Source organism: Prosthecobacter sp. GW821-HT29F12, assembly GCF_058803405.1.
On sequence record NZ_CM179517.1, the window covers coordinates 5585318 to 5603705 of the forward strand.

Sequence of the window (18388 nt, forward strand, 5' to 3'; positions counted from 1 at the left end):
GCTTGAGTTAAACGAGGCGCGGCTCAGCGCAGCGGCACGCTCCACAGATGACTGCCGGAGGTGATGAAAAGCGTCTTGCCATCCTTGCCGCCGAAAGCGCAGTTGCAGCACTCATCAGGACCGACGGGGATGAAGTCGAGAAGGCGGCCTGAAGGAGACAGGATGTAGCAGCCCGCCTTGAAGCGCGTGGTTTCGAATTCAGTGGGTTTGTTGGTGCCTGCGGCCACGTAGATGCGGCCTGAGCTGTCCATCTTCATGCCATCGGGGCCGCGACCGTCTTTCCAGTCGAAGATGACTTTGCGTGAGCCGGGTTTGACGTCGCCGTTTTGGTCGAGGGTGTAGCGCAGTATCTTCCGCGAACCGCCGTGGGTGTTGTTATTGTTGTCGGCAATGTAGAGATGGCGGTCCTTCGGAGAGATGAGGATGCCATTGGGGCGTTCGGCGCCGTCGCAATGGATGCGGTCGACGTTGGGGATCTCATAAGCGAAAGCGCAAAGACCATCCGGTAATTTGGCCTGACGGTTGATGCGATAGACGCCTTCGACGAATTCGATATTGGATCCTGCTTTCGATGCCGGACCGTATTTGCCGACGCGTGTTTCCCAGATCTCCATCCCAGTGCGTGGTCCATATCGGGGGTCCGTAAAATAGATCCGACCCTGCGAGTCCATGCAGAGGTCATTCGGTGTGTTGAAGCGCTTTCCTTCAAACCGATCCGCCAGCACGGTGATGCTGCCGTCTTTCTCCGTGCGGGTGACACGGCGCAGGCCGGACTCGCAGGCCACAAGACGGCCTTCTTTGTCGAAGAGCAGGCCGTTGGAGGCGTTGTGGCGGAAGACGGTGGTTTTGCCATCCGGGCCCATGCGGTTGATGTGCTTGCCATCGGTGAAGTAGAGGGAGCCGTCTTTCCATGCCGGGCCTTCGGTTGCGCCGATAGCTCCGTGGTCTTTGGGCTTGGCACCGGGGACGACCGGTGAGCGCTGAGACGAGCAGGAGGCCAGGAGGAGTACCAGGGCGAGGTTGGAAAGTGTTCGGAAAGACATGCGGTGCATCAATACGGCATCCATTGGAAAAATTCAGCGACACATCCATCACGCAGCGTTTTCTTGAAGACCCCATGCTTTTGAAATTTCTGCTCCCGATCTCCCTGCTGCTCACAGTCACGCTGCACGCCCAGACCAGCGTGCCGCTGCCGGCACGGGAGCTGCGCGGATCGTGGTTGGCGACGGTGCACAACATCAACTGGCCCAGCGAGCCAGGGCTGCCGGTGGCGAAGCAGAAGGAGCAGTTGAAGACGCTTATCGACTCGGCGGCGGACGTGGGATTGAACGCCCTCATTTTCCAAGTGCGTCCGGCGGGCGATGCCATGTATCCCTCGCAGATTGAACCGTGGTCGCCTTTCCTTACGGGGCAGATGGGCGTGGCACCCTCGCCTTTGTGGGACCCGCTGGAGTTTGCGGTGAAGGAAGCCCACAAGCACGGCATGGAGCTGCATGCGTGGTTCAATCCCTTTCGTGCGCTCGCCGGAGAAAAGCGGGCCCCCAGCGCGGGTCACATCGTGCGCAAGCATCCCGAGTGGACGATGAAATACGGGCCTGACACTTGGATGGACCCCGGCATCCCCGAGGTGCGCGCGCAGGCCATCGCGGTGATCATGGATGTCACGCGCCGGTACGATTTGGATGGCATTCACATCGACGATTACTTTTATCCGTATCCGCTCATGGATGCGGCCAAAAAGAAGATCGAGTTTCCCGACAGTGGAACGTTTGCGCGGTATAAAGCCGCTGGCGGGACGCTGGAGCTCACGGCATGGCGGCGGCAGAATGTGGATGAGACCGTGCGCCTCATCTACGAGGGCATCAAGGCGGAGAAGCGCTACGTGAAGTTTGGCATCAGCCCCTTCGGTTTGTGGCGTCCCAATTATCCTGAAGGCACCGGCGGCGGGTTGGATCCCTTTGAAGACCTCGGCGCGGATTCACGCAAATGGCTGCAGCAGGGCTGGGTGGATTACCTCACACCCCAGCTGTACTGGACGATCGACCGGCCGAAGCTCGGCTTCATCACCTACTACGACTGGTGGCTGGAGCAGAACACGCAGGGACGCCACATCTGGCCCGGCATGAATTCCTCCAAGGTCGGTGATGACCGCAATGCGGGTGAGATTTTGCACCAGATGAGCGTGCTGCGTGAGCGCGGTCTGAAAATGACCCCGGGCCACTTCCACTGGAACTTTGGCTCCCTGCACAAAGACCTCGGCAAACTCGGCACCTACACCAAAGAGCGCGCTTACACCTCACATGCCATCCCGCCTGCATCGCCATGGCTCAGCCAGACGCAGCTGCCAGCACCGCTCGTGGGCAAAACCGTCCCCGGGGGCAAGCTCACCGTGGACTGGCAGCATAGCGACATACGCTGGATGAGCGCGACGCGCTGGTGGGTGATGCAGGCGCAGATCAACGGCAAATGGATCACCTGGGAAACCTATTTCAAAGACCAGCTCAGTGCTCCATGGCCGGACAATGCCACCGCCGTGGCCATTCGTGCAGGCGGCCTTGGCTGGGAGGTGGGTGAGGCGGGAGTCGTGCTGAAATGACGGGCCAGTTCCAGCTCCTGTGTTTGAAGAAAACGAGCGCCTGACATGGGCAATGAAAGAAGCCGAAGTTTGAACGATTACTCAATATGCGAGTGTCGGAGCGAGGATCGACACAGCTATCCTGAATGGACATCCAATCTGCAGACCCTGCCCAACTAGCTCTAAGAGCGGTCAATCAAATTTCAGCCATGGTGGCCTACTGGGATTCGGAGCAGAGGTGCCTGTTCTCCAACGAAGCCTATCGGGAATGGTTTGGCAAAAGTCCGGCGGAAATGCTGGGCATGCACATGCAGGATCTTCTGGGTCCATTGTATGCATTGAATCTTCCCTACATTCAGGGGGCGCTTCGTGGCGAGCCCCAGCAGTTTGAAAGGCACATCCCTCTTCCCCAAGGCGGAGCCAAGGACAGCATCGCCACCTACACACCAGATATCGAGGATGGAGTGGTGCGGGGATTCTGGGTTCATGTGGCGGATGTGACCCCGCTGCGCATGCGTGAAGCCCAGCTGGAGCGTGCCATCTCAGAAAGAGACGAGGCACTGGCAGAAGTGCGCACCTTGCGCGGCCTGCTGCCGATCTGCGCCGCCTGTAAAAACATCCGCGATGGCGGTGGAGAGTGGCATGGCCTGGAGGCCTATGTCTCGGCGCACACGGAAGTCAGCTTCACGCATTCCCTCTGCCCGTCCTGCATGCCCATCTACTTTCCTGAAGGCTGAAAAGGTGTGGCGTCCTCTACGAACAAGGAGACTACAAAGCTGCTCGTTTTCTGGAGCCACATGTGGGTTGTCATCCCGGACACAGGCCGCATGTTATTTCCATGAGACCGAGGACATTCGAAATCCGGGGACTGCCCGCCATGCTGCTGCTGGGAGTGGTTGCCGTTGTGGGAGCCGGGCTCATTGCGTTGGTTCTCATGGTCGGTGCCGCTGTGGCCGTGGCCGGGCTGGCGATTTCCGCCGTTGCAGCCTTGTACTACACCCTGCGGCGCAAGCTCTCTGCCGGCACCAAGCGCGACATCTGGCTGGAGCCCGCTCCACCTGCCACGACGGCCTCACTTGAAGTGCGGGACATCGAGGTGGAGGTGCTGCCGGACAAGGAACGGTGAAGCTGACCGGCTCAAGCCGTGAAGCTTCACGCGCAATACTCGCGAAACAGGCCGCCCATCATGCATCCCAGCTGATTGCCAGGCGCGAAGTTGCCACGGGTGTAGAGCACAATCGCGTAGGGTATGTTGCGATAATAAAAGAACAGGGATTCGTGATCCCATTCGCCGTAGTTGCCCGTCTTGCCGCCGATGTAGGTGATGCTCGCTGGCATCACCCAGCGGCCAAGGCCGTACTGATCACGGCGCATTGCCTCCAGCAGCAGCTCGCAGCCATACTCGAGGCGGTAGTTCACGCAGCGCTCGTAGAACTCCGCGTAAAAGCGCGGTGACTGCCAGTTGTTGAGGATCTCCACATTCGGCAGATGGTATTTCTGCTCGAAGTACTGCTCATCGGCATGCGTGAGCCGGGCCATCAGGTAGTACCAGGAGGCGTTGATGCTCTGATCACAGGCATAGACGATGTTCTGAAACTCCTCGCGTGTGAGATTGCCACGGCGTTTCTCCAGCAGCACCGCCGCCACCGCAGGTTTGGGCATGGAACCGCCCACGAAAAGTTTGTCCGCCTGGAACTCGGCGAGGTAGCGACCGGTGGCGAGATTCTTCACCGCGTAGCCGATGCGCGGATCACGCTTGTGAGTGCGGTACACGTATTCCATGCCTGCTGTGAAAGGCCTGCCATGCGCACTGTGAGAGCGAAAGCGCAGCCGGGCACCCGAGGCGAGGAAGCGATTGTGATACTCCCACTGCGCACGCGTTTTGCGTGCCGAGACACCCAGCACCGAGGTGGCAGGAGCCGCACAACCGGCGAGCGCCGCAGGCAATGCAAGCAGTCCACGCTGCAACCAGGTGCGGCGTGTCTCTGGAAGCACTGAAGGGACATCCTCGGACATGGCGGGAAACTGCCTTCTTCAAAGCAGACCGCCACAGGGAAAATGTCAGAAGAATGTTAAAGAAAAAGGGGACGCCTTGCGGCGTCCCCTTCGTGGTTGATTGGATGTTGAGTCTCAGATCGCGGATTACTGGCCGCCTGGACGCCACTCTTCGGTGGCGAACTTGAAGGCCTGCTCCAGACCGACGAGGTCGGTGCTTGGGCGCAGAGCTTCGAAGGCCTGGCTTTCCTTCTGGATGTCGGCTTCGCTGTAGTTCATGGCCTTGATGGAAAGGCCGATGCGGCGCTCCACCTTGTCCACCTTGATGACGCGTGCTTCCACTTCGTCGCCCACATTGAGCTTGTCCTTGACCTTCTCGATGCGGTCTTCGCTGATCTGCGAGATGTGCACGAGGCCGTCGATGTCGTCTTCCAGTTCGACGAAGGCGCCGAAGGAGGCGATCTTCGCCACGCGGCCCTTCACGACGTCGCCCACCTTGAAGCGGGTGTCGATGATGGACCATGGATCGGTGTCGAGCTGCTTCATGCCCAGGCTGATGCGCTGGTTGGCCTTGTCGATGCCGAGAACCACGGCGTCCACTTCCTGGCCCTTCTTGAGGAGCTCGGAAGGATGGTTGATCTTGCGGGTCCAGCTGAGGTCGGACACGTGGATCATGCCGTCGATGCCTTCTTCCAGCTCCACAAACGCACCGTAGGCGGTGAGGTTGCGGACGGCACGCTTCATCACAGTGCCAATCGGGTAACGAGCGTCAATGTCGTCCCAAGGATTGGTGTCGAGCTGACGCACGCCGAGGCTGATCTTGCGCTCTTCCTTGTTGATGCCAAGGACGGAAGCTTCGATTTCCTGACCGACGGTGAGAACGTCCGAAGGACGCGCGATGCGCTTCGTCCAGGAGAGTTCGGAGACGTGGACGAGGCCTTCGACGCCTTCTTCCACTTCCACAAACGCGCCGTAGGCGACGAGCTTCGTGACCTTGCCGCGCACGCGCTGGCCGACGGGGTAACGGGCTTCGATGTTTTCCCAAGGATTGTTCTGAAGCTGCTTGAGGCCGAGGGAGACACGCTCCTTCTCGCGATTGACTTCGAGAATCTGGACTTCGATCTTCTGACCAATTCCGAGCATTTCGGAAGGATGGTTGAGGCGGCCCCAAGACATGTCCGTGATGTGGAGCAGTCCGTCCATGCCGTTGAGGTCCACGAACGCACCGAAGTCGGTGATGTTCTTGACGATCCCGATGACCTTGTCGCCAGGGGTGACGCCGTCGAGGAACTTCTGGCGCTGTTCGGCGCGCTCTGCCTCGATGACTTCGCGGCGGGAAAGGACGATGTTTTTGCGTTCGTCGTTGATCTTGACGATCTTGAACTCGAACACCTTGCCGACGTACTCGTTGAGATCCTTCGGTGGGATGATGTCGATCTGGCTGCCGGGGAGGAAGGCTTCGACGCCGACGTTGACCATGAGGCCGCCTTTGACGACGCTCTTGATCTTGCCTTTGACGAGACCGCCGTCCTTGAAGACGTTGTAGATCTTTTCCCAGTTCTGACGGTGGGCGGCTTTCTCCTTGGAGAGAACGACCATGCCTTCGTCGTTTTCGAGGCGTTCGAGGAGGACTTCCACCTCATCGCCCACCTGGATGTCTTCATCTTCGAACTCGTTGGAGGGGATGGCTCCTTCGGACTTGTAGCCGATATCGACGAGGATGACCTGCGGTTTGATTTCGAGGATCTTGCCTTTGACGATGGATCCTTCGGAAAGCTCGCGGAAAGAACCTGCGATCAGGTCTGCGAGAGTAGCTGTTGCGCTCATTATCTGTTTTTACGGGTTGCGAGTGTTTAGGAGGGAACCGCTCGCAAACCTCCACTCCTGAGGCGCACGGCGGGCTTTCGTCCCGCAAAGCCAAAAGGCCTCCGGACAAGAGGGCCGGGATTCTCGGAGAAGTTCCGTGTTTGGCAAGGGGGAAAGTAGGCTAAAAGGAGGCGGGCGCTGCCATCCGCACCTCAAACACCGTCTCGTCCTCGTGAGAACTGACGAGCCGCAGCTCTGCACCGTTCGCACGGGCCAGCTCCGTGGCGATGTTGAGGCCGAGGCCGAAGCCGTCGGTCTGCCGCGTGTGCGCCTTGTCCCCGCGGAAGAAGCGCTCGAAGAGGCGTTGCTGATTCTCCACCGGAATGGCGGGGCCGGTGTTGGTGACGGTGAACACGATCTGCGTGTCCTCTTTTGATAGGTGCAATGTGACGCGGCCTTGAGGGCGGTTGTATTTGATGGCGTTGCTCAGCAGGTTTTGAAACACCTGCTGCAGCAGCGCGCGGTCCGCATGCGCGGTGATGCCGGGCTTGATGTGATGTTCCAGAGTGAGCCCGGCCTGCTCGCAGAGGATTTCCCCGTCTTCAATGAGGCGCTCAAGATCGAGGCTGAGGTCGTAGTTCTCCGGATGCGTGGGCAGCCGCCCCGCATCTGCTTGGGAAAGCAGCAGCAGGCTTTGCGTGATCTGTTTGAGGCGCGAGGCTTCGGAGAACAGCGAGACAAAGCGCTCGTGCTCCTCGCTGCCGGGAGCGGCGTAGCGCACGGCGTCATCCAGATCTGCCAGCATGATGGCCAGCGGGGTCTTCAGTTCGTGAGAGGCGTCAGCGGTGAAGCGCACGGCCTGCTGGAAGCTGCCCTCAAGTCGCTGCATCATGCCGTTCAGCACGTCGATGAGCTGGGCGAACTCGCGGTTGTCATCGCGCTGCACAGGAATGCGCTCGGCCAGATCGCTCGCGGTGAGGCGTTGAGCGGTGCTCACCACGCGTTCCAGCGGTCGCATGGCCTGCCCGGAAGTCCACAGCGCACCGAAGCCAGCCAGCACCAGACCCAGGGCTCCCGCACCCACGTACCACCAGGCCATGCGGTTGATCTCCGCATAAAAATCCGTGAGCGAGAGGCCGATGAAGATGGTGTACGTGGGGCTGCTGAAGGCCCCGAAACGCCAGTCGATGCCGCCCGAGCGCGCGGTGAAGGTGGTCGGTTCGCGCACCATGGGCATCTGCGGGCGGAAGGGCAGATCACGCCCCTGCGGAGGTGGCGGCCTGCCAAATCCCGGTGTGCCAAGCAGATCGTCAAATTCGTTTTCCCTGCGCGGTGGTGGTGGGTCGCGCCGTCTTCCACCGGGTGGGCCGGGGCCTCCGCCTGGGGGCGCGACTGGCGGCGCCCGGCCGATTTCCTCCTGCGTCGGGAAACAGCTGCGGAAGTACACATTCAGATCTTTGGGGGCGTTGGGCGTGGCGAAGAGGGTCTTGCCCTGCGCATGCTCCTGAACCACCAGCACCGCATGGGTGGCATTGTGCTCCGCTGAAGTGCCAAAGACGAGGTCGGCGATCAATTTGAACTGATCATCCGTCGTGTAGGGGTCGATGCGGTTCCACACCCGCTGGGCGGGTGCAATGATGCGGTCATCGACACTGCGTTCCAGCGTCTGGCTGGCATACCACCAGGCGGCGGCACCAAAGCCCGCCACCAGCGTGCCTGCGACGATCATCGTCTGCAGGGCCAGGCGGGTGCGGAAGCTGCGGGTGTTGGCCGGGGCGCTCATGCAAGGAGGTGAACACCCCGACTCTCATGCGGGGAGCGAGGATTCGCACGAAGATAAACGCCTATTAATGTCCGCCCGCAGCTCTGTGTCATCCTCCGTTGCTCCAATGCATGGGTAACCACCCCACACCGCCATGCACCTTGGAGAAGACCACGCCAGCAGCCACACCACGGATTCATCCGCCCTTAATGCCACCTCAATGCTCTACAGCCGCCACTGGCCCGTGCTCTGCGCCTTTGCACGGGCACGCGGCTGCGAGGTTCACGATGCTGAAGACGCCGTGCAGGAATTGTTCGCCAAACTCGTGGCCCAGGGCCAGCACGAGCGTGCCGCAGCCATCGTGGATCATGGCGAGCAGGCAGCCTTCCTCTTTGCCCGTTTGCGCACGCACCTAATCAAGCGCTGGCAGCACCGCACACGGCAGCGCCGTGGAGGTGGCGTGGTCTGCTTCTCGTTGAGCGATGAAAACGGCGGCAACATCGACTTGGTCGATTCACGTCCTTCTCCCGATGGAGAAATGGACCGTGAGTGGGCCAGGGGCGTGATTGAGCGCGCACTGCATTCATTTAACCTCGAACTTCACGCTCAGGGTCGTGGTGAAATCTGGGACTGCCTTGAGGAAAACATCGTCAAAGGCTGCCGTGCCGCACGTCCGCAAAGTGGTGCGCTGCGTACGGCGCTTCACCGCGCCAAACGCCGCTTGCGCACGTTGATCCTGGCCGAATGCCGCGAGGACGAAAGCACGCTGCATGCAGTGCTGGCATGAGCCGGCACCCGCACAGGCTCAGCGAAAAATGCCGCGTTTCGGCGGAGATTCTTCAGGATGTTTTTTCGCCTCCTCGGCACGGAGTCTTTCCGCCGTGTCCTTGTACCAAAGCGGACCGTTGACCTTGAAGTTGTAAATCAAGTCACGGAAGTCGGTCATCAAACGCTGGTCATGCATCAGCGCTCCCAACAAACCTTTGCCGGCGGAGATGTTGGCACCGACCACAGCGAATGTGTCGGCGGCCTTTTTGATCGACTGCAGGGATGCATCGGCAGTCGCCATCAGCTTGTCCGCCTTGGCGATGGCCGGGTCGAGTTTGTCAAACATGGGCCCGAGTTTCTTGCTCGACTCCTCCATGTTTTTGGCCGCGCCTTTAAAGCTGGTGGCGGCGTCCTTGAGTTCCGCAAGCGCGGTCTTCAGGGTCTGTGCATTTTCTTCGCCCAGCACCTTGTCATCCACACGCTTGAGCGTGTTGTTGAGGTGCTCCATGCCTTCCTTGAAATTGAGAATCGTGGCATCGGAGAGAGCCTCTTTGTTCACCTTGCCCATGGCAGACTGGACATCTTTGAGGGCTACGCGCACGTCATCCAGCACCACATCGACTTTTTTCCCGACCTTCTCCGCCTGGCTCTGCAGGTCGTTCAGGCCGCCGCCTTTTTCACCTTCGATGATCTTGTCATAATCATGCGGCAGGAACACATCCGTTTGTTTGCCGGTGGGTTTGATTTCCACCAGCGCATCTCCCATCAGACCGGCTGAACCGATGGCAAAAGAGGCATCGGCTGGGATCATGACGTCCCTGAAGAGTTCCAGGTCGAGAATGACACCGGTGAAGGTTTCGTTGAGCTGCGGCTTTTTGTCCACCTTGCCCACGCGCGATCCGCCGAGAAAGACGGGCGAGCCTTCCTTGATGCCGGAGGCGTTTGGAAAGGCCACCTGCAGATGGTAGGTGTCCTTGAACACTTCGCGCACGCGTCCGAACATCAGAATGAGGCCACCGAGCAGGAGCAGCCCGACGAACAGAAAGAGTCCGACGAGCATTTCGGTTTTTTTATCGCTGTCGATCATGAGATGAGAAGAATGAGGGTGAAAAGGGGCGGGTTCAACCGGTGATGTCGGAACGGCCGTTGATAAAGTCCTGCACGACTTGATCGGTGGACTCACGCAGCTCCGTGGGAGTGCCCAGAAAACGGATCTGGCCACGGTAGAGCATGGCCACACGGTCGGCGATCTTGAAGATACTGCGCATGTCGTGGGTGACGATGATCGACGTGACTTTGTAGCGGCGCTGCATGCGCAAAATCATCTGGTCGATGACGTCGGAGCCGATGGGATCGAGACCGGAGTTGGGCTCGTCGTACAGGATGCACTCGCTGTGGTCGATGATCGCACGCGCAATGCCCGTGCGTTTGCGCATGCCCCCGGAAAGAGCGGTCGGGAATTTATGCCGGTGCTCGTCCAGATCCACGGCCTGCAGGGCTTCACGCACGCGGCGGTCGATTTCCGCCCGGTCACGCACACCGTGCTCCAGAAGCGGGAAGGCCACATTTTGCTCGACCGTGAGATTGTCAAAGAGTGCCGCGCCCTGGAAGAGCATGCTCACCTTTTTCCGAATGGGGGCCATCTCACGTTCCTTCAAACGGTTCACGTGCACGCCATCCACGTAGATCTCGCCACTGTCCGGTTTGATCAGGCCGATGATGTGTTTGAGCGTCACCGTCTTGCCCTCACCGCTGGGGCCGATGATGCAAAGCGTCTCACCATGCTGGAGCGTGAGGTTGATGTTCAGCAGCACCTGCTGGCTGCCAAAGCGTTTGCAGACGTTTATCAACTCAATGAAAGCATGCGGGCTGCCGTTGTCAGAGGCAGGGGCAGAGGCTGGAGTCGTGCCGGTGGTTGGTTCAGCCATGACTTAGACAGTGCCGATGGGGAAGACGTAGTTGAGCAGGATGGAGAGGAAGAAATTCACGATGAGCAGCACGAGCGAGGAGATGACCACCGCACGGGTGGTTCCCAGACCGACGCCGACTGCGCCATTTTCAGCGGACAATCCCTGATGGCATGAAATCAAAGTGATCAGCATGCCAAACACGAAGCCTTTGATCATGCCAATGCTGAGATCCTCCATGTTCGTGTGATCGAGCATGTGGGCGAGGTACCATGCGGAGGGCATGTCATAGCCGAAGCTCGTCACCAGGTAGGAGGCGAACAGGCCAAAGGAAATGCTCTCTGCCACCAGGAATGGCATCGAGATCATCATCGCCAGGAAACGTGGCAGGACGAGGAAATCGACCGGATGCACGCCCATCACGCGCAGGGCGTCCACCTGTTCGGTGACTTTCATGGTGCCAATGTCAGCCGCCATGGCAGCGCCTACGCGGCCTGCCACCATCAGCCCGGCCAGCACCGGCCCCAGCTCACGGCAGAGCGCCACGGAGACCACGGCGCCCACGGTGGTCTCAAAGCCGAAGTCCTTGAACTTGGCGTAGCTTTGAAACGTGAACACCGCACCGGTGAAGGCACCGGTCACAATCACCACCGCCTGTGAGCCATAGCCGATGGCCACGATCTGCTGCGCCACCAGCTTGAGCCGCCACACGCCCGAACGAACAGCAATCGTCAACTCGCGCATCAAGTCTGCGAGCTGTCCGAGATAGACTAGAAAATGTAGGAAGGTGCGGCCCGGTAGGATCAGCAGGCCTGAAGGTAAATCCATTACGCTTTTATCATCGCATGTTGTGGCATGAAGGCAAATTAACCGAGCCCTTGGAGACGAAAATGAAAAGCCCCGTCTGGAGACGATCCAGACGGGGCAAAGGTATTGAACGACTGCTTGTAGCAACGAATGCTACTGCGGCGGCACGCGGAAGAGCTTGCCGGTGTAGGGGCACTTGACTTCCATGCCGACGGGAAGGCCGGTCACATCCACCAGCTGATGCTTGGCGGCAAACGGGCTGTTCACGAAGCCAGGGCGTCCGGCGATGGGGGAACCGTAAGGCAGCTCGGCCACTGGGGCGGCGGGGGTTGTCGGTGCCACCGATGGAGCGGAGGGTGTTGTAGTGGTCATGGCGGCCACGTTGCTGTTAGGAGCCACAGGTGTGGTGCGCGGACGTTCAGGCGCTGCAGGTGTCTTTGTCGGACGATTCGCTGCGACGTTGGAAGGGGCGGCGGTCACGCTGCCTGGAACCAGGAAGGGACGCTGCGTGTAAGGGCAGACCACTTTGGAGCCAGCAGACATTCCGCGCACATCCACCAGGCGTGGTGGATTGGTGAAGGGAGTGCGAACATAGCCGGGGAGGTCTGGCACTGCCTGCGCCACAGGCATCGTGGATGCATTCAGCATCGCAGGAGGTGGTGTCGCAGGACGGTCAGGACCCACGATCGGGCTGGGCGTCTGCACTGGAGTCGTGCTTTTTGCCAGCGTCGGCGAGCCATTCGTGGCTCCGAGCGGACGACTTTCGTGTCCCATGTAGTAGGTGATGAGCCCACGACTCTGGATCGCCTGCCATGCCTCACGGGGAGGAACGGCACAGGATGCCAGCATGAGCGTCACAACACTTGTTGCGACGAGATGAACCGGGGAATGAGGTGCTTTGGACATAGGCGTGGCGACGGTTAATTTTAAAGTGGCATTCTCATTTTAACGATCTTTTTAAATTATGCAACAACAAGGATGGTAATGCTGTGCAACAAAATCTATCCTTATTAAAAAAACAATAATATCACGCCTGCCTTGTATATCTCGCTGAGATGTGCGCTTTTGACCTCATGCAATGGCGCATCATCACTGTTGGAAAGCCCGGTCACCCGTGGGTTAAAGAGGCTGTGGAGCTCTATTGGAAGAGGCTTCAGCACTACAGTCATTTCGAGCATGTGGTGATTAAAGAAGCTCCTCTGGAGCGAGTGGAGAAACAGATTGAGGCTGCGTGTGCTGGTGATCTTTGCATTCTTCTAGACGAGCGTGGCAGGCAGTTGCGCAGTGTGGAGATGGCCAAATGGATCGAAAACGAAGAGGTTTCCGGTCGCAAACGCATCTGCCTCGTGATCGGGGGGGCGGACGGTCACTCCCCGCAGTTTCGTGCCAAGGCCAAAATGGCCTGGTCCCTTTCCACCCTCACCATGCAGCATGACGTCGCCTGGGTGATGCTGATGGAGCAGATCTACCGTGCTTATACTATTATTCGCGGGGAACCCTACCACCGTGAATGATTTCACCAACCTTAAGGATCAAACTTGCCTCCCGGCTCGTTTATTGCTGAACTGAGACGCAAATCTTCGCACTTTCGCCTTGCTGATAACTTGGGAGAACCTAAATTTCAAATTTTCTCAACTAATCGCGACATGTCATCCTCGGTCCTTAGAAACGTCATTCACCCCAAGGCGCAATCCGCGCCGCTGGAGAAGGCGCGTGATGAGGCCCAGGAACCGCGCACGGGAGTTCAGGGCGGCGCAGAACCTCCCAAACACGAATCGGAGGACATGGAGCTGGTGCTGGGGGTGCTGGTGGAAAACGCCCCGGTGGCCATGGCCATGTTTGATCGTGGCATGCGCTACATGCTGGCCAACCGCCAGTGGATCACTGAATTTGGCCTGCAGCAGGTGCAGCCGCTGGTCGGCAAGAGCCAGTATGAAATTTTTCCCGGACTGCACCCCGGCTGGAGACAGGTGTATGAACGTGCCCTGCAGGGGCACATCGTCCGCAGCGAGCATGATTCCCTCAGCGGACCCGATGGCCAGCATCTGGTCTATCGGTGGGAAGTGCGGCCCTGGCGCAAGAAGCGTGACGCCGCTGTCGGCGGCCTGATGGTCACCTGCGAGAAATTCAGCTCGCCACAGCCTACGGGTGAAGATGCTGTCAAAGCACCTCCAGCTTCAGAGGATCAAGACAGCTCCCAGCCTGTGGCGAAAACGCCCGATCCGCTGGATTGCTCCATTCCGATGCTGATCCTCAATCTGGACGGAGCGATCCTGCGAGCCAACGTCGCCGCTGCGCACCTGACCTTGGACAAAGGAATTCAGGAGGGCACCACCTGCTTTTGGGAAGTGTTTGGTGAAGGCCGGGACTACAGCGCCCTGCGTCAGCAGACGCTCGATGCACTCACCCGCGTGGCGCTGGCTCACTCACCGGTGCCGGTCTATATCACCACGCACAAGGATTCCTCCCCGGATCCTTCCACCCCTTCCCGCTGGCTGGTTTCAGCGCTGGCACGCAAAGGGGCGGATGATTCCCCACGCCAGGTCATGGTGATGGGCTTTCCTGCTTCGCCAGCCGCGGAAATCGTGCCTCGCTTCATTCCGCCCATGGCTCCTCCTGCGTCCGTGGTGCTCCCCCCTCCCCTTCCTGCGGCAGCGCCGGTGGATGATGCTGTTCAGCAGCGTTTGGAAAACGAGCTTTCGCGTGCACGGCAGGAGTTGCGCACTCTCGCCGAGGCGCAGCAGGCCTTCGGCAGGCGTGAGTCCCGCCTGCGCAGCTATCTTGAAGGCATTCCCTGCGGAATCTTCGTTTTGGATGAACGTGGCATGCCAGTGTATCAAAACGAAGGCCTGGCCAAACTGCTGGGGCGCCCGCTCGAAGCGGATCAAACCGTCGAAAGCTGGCTGGCTCATGCATGCTCCACCGAGGAGCATCGCGCCCAAGTCGTGCTGGCCTGGCGTGAAAGCGTCTGGCGGCGTCAGTTGACGCGCACCGTGTCTCTCGCCACGGCGGACGGCCTGCTCAAAGAACTGGAGTTTCATCCCATTGCCCTGCCCGGCGGGGGGCTGCTCGTCAGCATTCAAGACGCCACCGAGCACACCCGTCATGAAGAGCAGCTCCGCAGCATGGAGGCCAAGCTCCGCACGCTCATGCAGGGCAGTCCCATCGCCATTGTCATGACGGACAAGGCCGGCGTCATCTTCGAGGTCAACCAGCATGCCGAAGAACTTCTCGGCAAGGCCAAGTCCGAGCTGCGGCGTTATCCACTGGATGCCTGGCTGGATCCTGACAGCGCCACCGCGCGGCGTGATGCTCTGCGCTCCCTGCAAAACAGCGGACGTCAGGCGGAGGCGCTGGGAGTTCGCATCAAACGCATCGATGGTTCTTTCTCCCACGCCATCCTGCACCTTGCAGCCGTTCCAGATGCGCAGGGGGAAACGCATTGCACCATCCATTACCTGCAGGAGGTCCATGAAGCCGTGGCCGCCCCCCTGCCTGAGCCAGCGTTTTCCACCGCACCCATTTCTCAGGCACCTGCCGCAGCTTCCCGGCCGGCCAGCGTCATCCTGCTCACCACGGATGCGAATGGCCGTGTGCGCACCTGGTCGGTGCACGCCCAGCAATTGTTCAGTCTCGAGGCCGCCGCCGCCGTCGGCCGGCCGCTGCATCAGTTTTTCCGCCCTTCAGACGCCACCGGCTTTTTTGCAGATCTCGCCGCACAGGCAGCCCATCCTCAGAGCATCGTTCAGCGTCCGTTTTTCGGCGGGAATGGCAAACGCGGGGAAGTGGAAACCAGCGTGCGTGTTCTTGAGGAAGGCGGGGTTGAACTCAGCGCCCATTTCAACGCCGAGGTCGAGACTCCAGCCGTTTCTTCGCTGCCTGCCGCGATCCTGAAAGCCGCCATCCCGCTGGCTTTCCAGGTGGTGTCGCCTTCCAGCCAGCGCTGGCCGGTTGTCGATCTCGAGCGCGAAAAACTTCTGCTCACCGAGACGCATCATCGCATCAAGAACCATCTCCAGATCATCTCCAGCCTGCTGAACATGCAGATCAATGGCGTGAGTGATCAGGATGCCCGCAATGCCCTGCGCTCCAGCCAGAACCGCGTGCGTGCCATCGCCGCACTGCATCAGCACTTGTATCAGGTCGCTCTTGGAAAGGGTGACACCTTCAGCGACTTCTCGCGCGATCTCGTCGCGCACCTGCGTGAATGCTACGAGGTGAAGGCGGACCAGATCAAGGTGGATCTGGAAGTGCAGGAAGGCCCCATTGAGCAGGAGTGGCTCATGCCGCTCGCCCTCACGCTCAATGAGGCGCTCTCCAACTGCTTTGAGCATGCCTATCCGCATGGCCGCGAAGGCTTGATCACCGCCACGCTGACCTACACCCAGGGCAGTGGCGAACTCGTCATCAGCGATGATGGCGTGGGCCTGCCCTCCGACTTCCATCCCGGTGAAGGCGGCGGCCTTGGCCTCAAAATCCTCGCAGTCTTCGCCGATCAAATGCGCGGCCAGCTCTTTGTCCGGGGCAATCCCGACCAAGGCACCGAGATCAAGCTGCGTTTCCCGCTGGCAACGCCCGAAGGTTAAACCATCGGCGTAGCATATTCCTTTTGCCAACTGCGGCACTGCCGTGACAATGGGGCGTGCTGACCCCACCCACGGCCTGCCTGTGCCTCCTGGCGTTTCTAACGCTTGGTCTTTCGGATGTCCTCGCGCAGCCCGTCACCACACGCACGGACAAAGTGGCCGAGCTGCTCAACGACTGGTTTGCCAAAGGCACTGCGGCCGGACTCCAGGCCATCACCTATGAAAATCGTGACGGCCAGCATTCGCCGCTGAATACTGCGCAGTATCCGCAGCTGCAGGTGTACAAAGGGGCGGAGAATGAAAAAGGTGCCGCCACTATGGTCCGCTCCCAGCCGACCTTGGGCAACTGCTCCATGGCATCTGGCGCCACGCAGATGGGTTGCCTGCCGCGGATCATCACGATGGACCCCGGGGGCAATGTCTTCCTCGCCAAGCAGTACCTCTCCAACAACCTCTTCATCTATCCTGAACACCAGGACTACGACATCGGTGCCAATGGACAAGGTGGCGGTGGGTATGGCGATCTCCTGCCGCTGAACACCCCCTGCCTGCTCATCTCCCAGGGCTCCTCCTTCACCGATCAGCCCTTCCTCAAGGCCCTGCTTTCCGCCACCGCCGCCTTTCCGCCGGACACGCAGAAGCTCCTCATCGAAAAGCGCCTGCTCATGCCCACGCTGCAGTCCATCTTTCGCCGCTCGAACACGGTGGTGCAGACACCCGAGGACTACTTCACCGGCAAAGCCCATCCGCCCGTCTTCGACGGCACACAGATCGACGAGGAGAAAATGGTACGCATCGCCCATGACATGACGCCGGAGAAAATCCCGCCGCTCGTGCTGCTGCGTGTCATCGAGGAAACCAAGATCGAGCCCGGCAAGAATTTCTTCGAGCTGGCCAACCCGCATCCTTGGAAGCTCTCCGATACTCCCGTCTCCATCGCCCGCATCCTGCGTGGCAATGAAGCCGAGCACGGCATGCTCATCGGCTTTGATAAAACCATGAACCTCTTCAAAGCCCCGCTGCAAATGCGCGCCGTCGTGCTGCAGGGAGATCCGCGCTTCGTTCACATCGAGTCCGAACCCGGCGGCGATGTCATGCGCCTCCGCATTCGTTGGGAGCCGCCTGTGATCACCACCACCGGCATCCGCAGCCATCGCATCGACATCGGCATCTTCGCCGACAACGGCTCCAGCATCAGCGCCCCTGCCATCATCAGCTTCTACATGCTGCCCAACGAGATGCACTTCTACGATGAGAAGGGCCGTGTCTCTGAAATCCACTACCAAACTCACAATCCAGACTTCGGTCTGCCCGTCACGGAAACCGACCCCCGCTGGGTGAAGATCCTCCTCGCCTTCAGCATGAAGGACACCAACCTCCGCAGCCGCCTGCTCGATCAAATTCTCACGCCCGACGAACGCAGCGGTCTGCAGCAGCAGTATCTCATGCTCAAACCCCTTCTCGATGCCTTCACTGCCATCGAAAACGCCGACAAACGCAAAGACGAGGCCGCCCAGCTGCGCGCGAAACTAGGCGAGGCCATCAGCTCCGCCTTGAAGAAAAAAGTCGCGGGAAAATCCGATCTCACCGTGCGCGCCACCATCGACAAAGTGCTCACCGCCATCGCCAGCTTTCATCCCTTATATCTCGGCTCGCAGCGTGAGCTCGACGCACTCGCCGCGGCTTCGTCCAAATCAACCGCTGTCGCCGATGTCCGCGCAGAGCTTCACCGCCTCATCATGCAGGGCGTTCTCGTTGAGCAGGCCTCCGGGCAGATCGACACCATGTCCCCGCCGGAAAAGCTTTCTCTCGGCGAGCGCTACATGCTGCGTGGCCTGAACCTCACCCTTCTCAGCCAGGTGCTCTTCCCCGACGTCCTCGATCGCTCCACCGCCCCCGCCTACGTCAGTCCGCGTCTCACCACACCCAAGCAGTGGCGCGATGTCTATCGCTACGATCCCGACTCCGGCGCACTCAAAGGCTGGATCCGCTACGCCGACTCCCGCATCGCCAACTTCGACGCCGAAGGCCGGCTCCTCCCCGATGGCCCGCAGGGCAAGTCCATCCCCGTCCTCTATGTCATGAATGAAAAAGGACTGCTCACCTGGCGTCCTCAACCCGAGCCAGCGCCAGTAACTTCGTCATCGAAGTGAGGAACGAACGCTGCTACCGCTTTCGCAGG

At 59.9% G+C, this 18388-nt stretch carries 15 protein-coding genes; 7 read left to right on the forward strand and 8 right to left on the reverse strand.

The window, feature by feature from the left end:
* Window positions 1–23: 23 nt before the first annotated feature.
* Window positions 24–1043 (reverse strand): SMP-30/gluconolactonase/LRE family protein, encoded by a 1020-nt coding sequence (locus AC3RLQ_RS23200; protein WP_493031042.1) that lies wholly within the window; start codon window positions 1041–1043, stop codon window positions 24–26.
* Between the two features lie 80 nt (window positions 1044–1123).
* Between AC3RLQ_RS23200 and AC3RLQ_RS23205 the strand changes: the two genes are divergently transcribed.
* The 3 genes from AC3RLQ_RS23205 (at window position 1124) to AC3RLQ_RS23215 (ending at window position 3701) form a co-directional block, all read left to right on the forward strand.
* Complete coding sequence (locus tag AC3RLQ_RS23205; RefSeq protein ID WP_493031043.1) at window positions 1124–2596, forward strand: glycoside hydrolase family 10-like protein; 1473 nt, start codon at window positions 1124–1126, stop codon at window positions 2594–2596.
* 125 nt (window positions 2597–2721) lie between these two features.
* Window positions 2722–3312 (forward strand): PAS domain-containing protein, encoded by a 591-nt coding sequence (locus tag AC3RLQ_RS23210; RefSeq protein ID WP_493031044.1) that lies wholly within the window; start codon window positions 2722–2724, stop codon window positions 3310–3312.
* Window positions 3313–3413: 101 nt separating this feature from the next.
* Window positions 3414–3701: a hypothetical protein gene (locus AC3RLQ_RS23215; protein ID WP_493031045.1), complete on the forward strand. Its 288-nt coding sequence runs from the start codon at window positions 3414–3416 to the stop codon at window positions 3699–3701.
* 26 nt (window positions 3702–3727) lie between these two features.
* Here the strand turns inward: AC3RLQ_RS23215 and AC3RLQ_RS23220 are convergent, their stop codons facing one another.
* The 3 genes from AC3RLQ_RS23220 to AC3RLQ_RS23230 all read right to left on the reverse strand — a co-directional run bounded on the left by AC3RLQ_RS23220 (window position 3728) and on the right by AC3RLQ_RS23230 (window position 8159).
* The gene (locus AC3RLQ_RS23220) at window positions 3728–4591 is read right to left on the reverse strand and encodes a serine hydrolase (protein WP_493031046.1); all 864 of its coding nucleotides are present in this window, start codon (window positions 4589–4591) and stop codon (window positions 3728–3730) included.
* Between the two features lie 126 nt (window positions 4592–4717).
* Window positions 4718–6397 (reverse strand): 30S ribosomal protein S1, encoded by a 1680-nt coding sequence (gene rpsA, locus AC3RLQ_RS23225; protein ID WP_422321847.1) that lies wholly within the window; start codon window positions 6395–6397, stop codon window positions 4718–4720.
* A gap of 160 nt (window positions 6398–6557) precedes the next feature.
* Window positions 6558–8159 (reverse strand): sensor histidine kinase, encoded by a 1602-nt coding sequence (locus tag AC3RLQ_RS23230; RefSeq protein WP_493031047.1) that lies wholly within the window; start codon window positions 8157–8159, stop codon window positions 6558–6560.
* Between the two features lie 133 nt (window positions 8160–8292).
* Here AC3RLQ_RS23230 and AC3RLQ_RS23235 point away from each other — a divergent pair, with 133 nt between their 5' ends.
* Entirely contained in the window at window positions 8293–8925 is a 633-nt protein-coding gene (locus tag AC3RLQ_RS23235) for an RNA polymerase sigma factor (protein ID WP_493031048.1), read from the forward strand.
* Window positions 8926–8943: 18 nt separating this feature from the next.
* Here the strand turns inward: AC3RLQ_RS23235 and AC3RLQ_RS23240 are convergent, their stop codons facing one another.
* The 4 genes from AC3RLQ_RS23240 to AC3RLQ_RS23255 all read right to left on the reverse strand — a co-directional run bounded on the left by AC3RLQ_RS23240 (window position 8944) and on the right by AC3RLQ_RS23255 (window position 12469).
* Window positions 8944–9993, reverse strand: a complete 1050-nt coding sequence (locus tag AC3RLQ_RS23240; protein WP_493031049.1) for an MlaD family protein — start codon at window positions 9991–9993, stop codon at window positions 8944–8946.
* Window positions 9994–10027: 34 nt separating this feature from the next.
* Complete coding sequence (locus AC3RLQ_RS23245) at window positions 10028–10834, reverse strand: ABC transporter ATP-binding protein (protein ID WP_493031050.1); 807 nt, start codon at window positions 10832–10834, stop codon at window positions 10028–10030.
* Window positions 10835–10837: 3 nt separating this feature from the next.
* The gene (locus AC3RLQ_RS23250; RefSeq protein WP_493031051.1) at window positions 10838–11641 is read right to left on the reverse strand and encodes an MlaE family ABC transporter permease; all 804 of its coding nucleotides are present in this window, start codon (window positions 11639–11641) and stop codon (window positions 10838–10840) included.
* Window positions 11642–11773: 132 nt separating this feature from the next.
* On the reverse strand, window positions 11774–12469 hold the full coding sequence (locus tag AC3RLQ_RS23255; RefSeq protein WP_493031052.1) for a hypothetical protein: 696 nt from the start codon (window positions 12467–12469) through the stop codon (window positions 11774–11776).
* A gap of 224 nt (window positions 12470–12693) precedes the next feature.
* Here AC3RLQ_RS23255 and AC3RLQ_RS23260 point away from each other — a divergent pair, with 224 nt between their 5' ends.
* The 3 genes from AC3RLQ_RS23260 to AC3RLQ_RS23270 all read left to right on the forward strand — a co-directional run bounded on the left by AC3RLQ_RS23260 (window position 12694) and on the right by AC3RLQ_RS23270 (window position 18359).
* Entirely contained in the window at window positions 12694–13134 is a 441-nt protein-coding gene (locus AC3RLQ_RS23260; protein WP_397379524.1) for a 23S rRNA (pseudouridine(1915)-N(3))-methyltransferase RlmH, read from the forward strand.
* A gap of 132 nt (window positions 13135–13266) precedes the next feature.
* Window positions 13267–16206: a PAS domain S-box protein gene (locus AC3RLQ_RS23265; protein WP_493031053.1), complete on the forward strand. Its 2940-nt coding sequence runs from the start codon at window positions 13267–13269 to the stop codon at window positions 16204–16206.
* 56 nt (window positions 16207–16262) lie between these two features.
* On the forward strand, window positions 16263–18359 hold the full coding sequence (locus AC3RLQ_RS23270) for a hypothetical protein (protein WP_493031054.1): 2097 nt from the start codon (window positions 16263–16265) through the stop codon (window positions 18357–18359).
* The last annotated feature ends 29 nt before the right edge of the window (window positions 18360–18388 follow it).

What these genes read in the sequence shown, in the direction of transcription:
- AC3RLQ_RS23260 (WP_397379524.1), top strand. Translation starts at nt 12,694, where the DNA reads ATGCAATGGCGCATCATCACTGTTGGAAAGCCCGGTCACCCGTGGGTT.
- AC3RLQ_RS23245 (WP_493031050.1), bottom strand. Translation starts at nt 10,834, where the DNA reads ATGGCTGAACCAACCACCGGCACGACTCCAGCCTCTGCCCCTGCCTCT.
- AC3RLQ_RS23250 (WP_493031051.1), bottom strand. Translation starts at nt 11,641, where the DNA reads ATGGATTTACCTTCAGGCCTGCTGATCCTACCGGGCCGCACCTTCCTA.
- AC3RLQ_RS23230 (WP_493031047.1), bottom strand. Translation starts at nt 8,159, where the DNA reads ATGAGCGCCCCGGCCAACACCCGCAGCTTCCGCACCCGCCTGGCCCTG.
- AC3RLQ_RS23215 (WP_493031045.1), top strand. Translation starts at nt 3,414, where the DNA reads ATGAGACCGAGGACATTCGAAATCCGGGGACTGCCCGCCATGCTGCTG.
- AC3RLQ_RS23235 (WP_493031048.1), top strand. Translation starts at nt 8,293, where the DNA reads ATGCACCTTGGAGAAGACCACGCCAGCAGCCACACCACGGATTCATCC.
- AC3RLQ_RS23210 (WP_493031044.1), top strand. Translation starts at nt 2,722, where the DNA reads ATGGACATCCAATCTGCAGACCCTGCCCAACTAGCTCTAAGAGCGGTC.
- AC3RLQ_RS23240 (WP_493031049.1), bottom strand. Translation starts at nt 9,993, where the DNA reads ATGATCGACAGCGATAAAAAAACCGAAATGCTCGTCGGACTCTTTCTG.
- AC3RLQ_RS23265 (WP_493031053.1), top strand. Translation starts at nt 13,267, where the DNA reads ATGTCATCCTCGGTCCTTAGAAACGTCATTCACCCCAAGGCGCAATCC.
- AC3RLQ_RS23220 (WP_493031046.1), bottom strand. Translation starts at nt 4,591, where the DNA reads ATGTCCGAGGATGTCCCTTCAGTGCTTCCAGAGACACGCCGCACCTGG.
- AC3RLQ_RS23200 (WP_493031042.1), bottom strand. Translation starts at nt 1,043, where the DNA reads ATGTCTTTCCGAACACTTTCCAACCTCGCCCTGGTACTCCTCCTGGCC.
- AC3RLQ_RS23255 (WP_493031052.1), bottom strand. Translation starts at nt 12,469, where the DNA reads ATGCTGGCATCCTGTGCCGTTCCTCCCCGTGAGGCATGGCAGGCGATC.
- rpsA (WP_422321847.1), bottom strand. Translation starts at nt 6,397, where the DNA reads ATGAGCGCAACAGCTACTCTCGCAGACCTGATCGCAGGTTCTTTCCGC.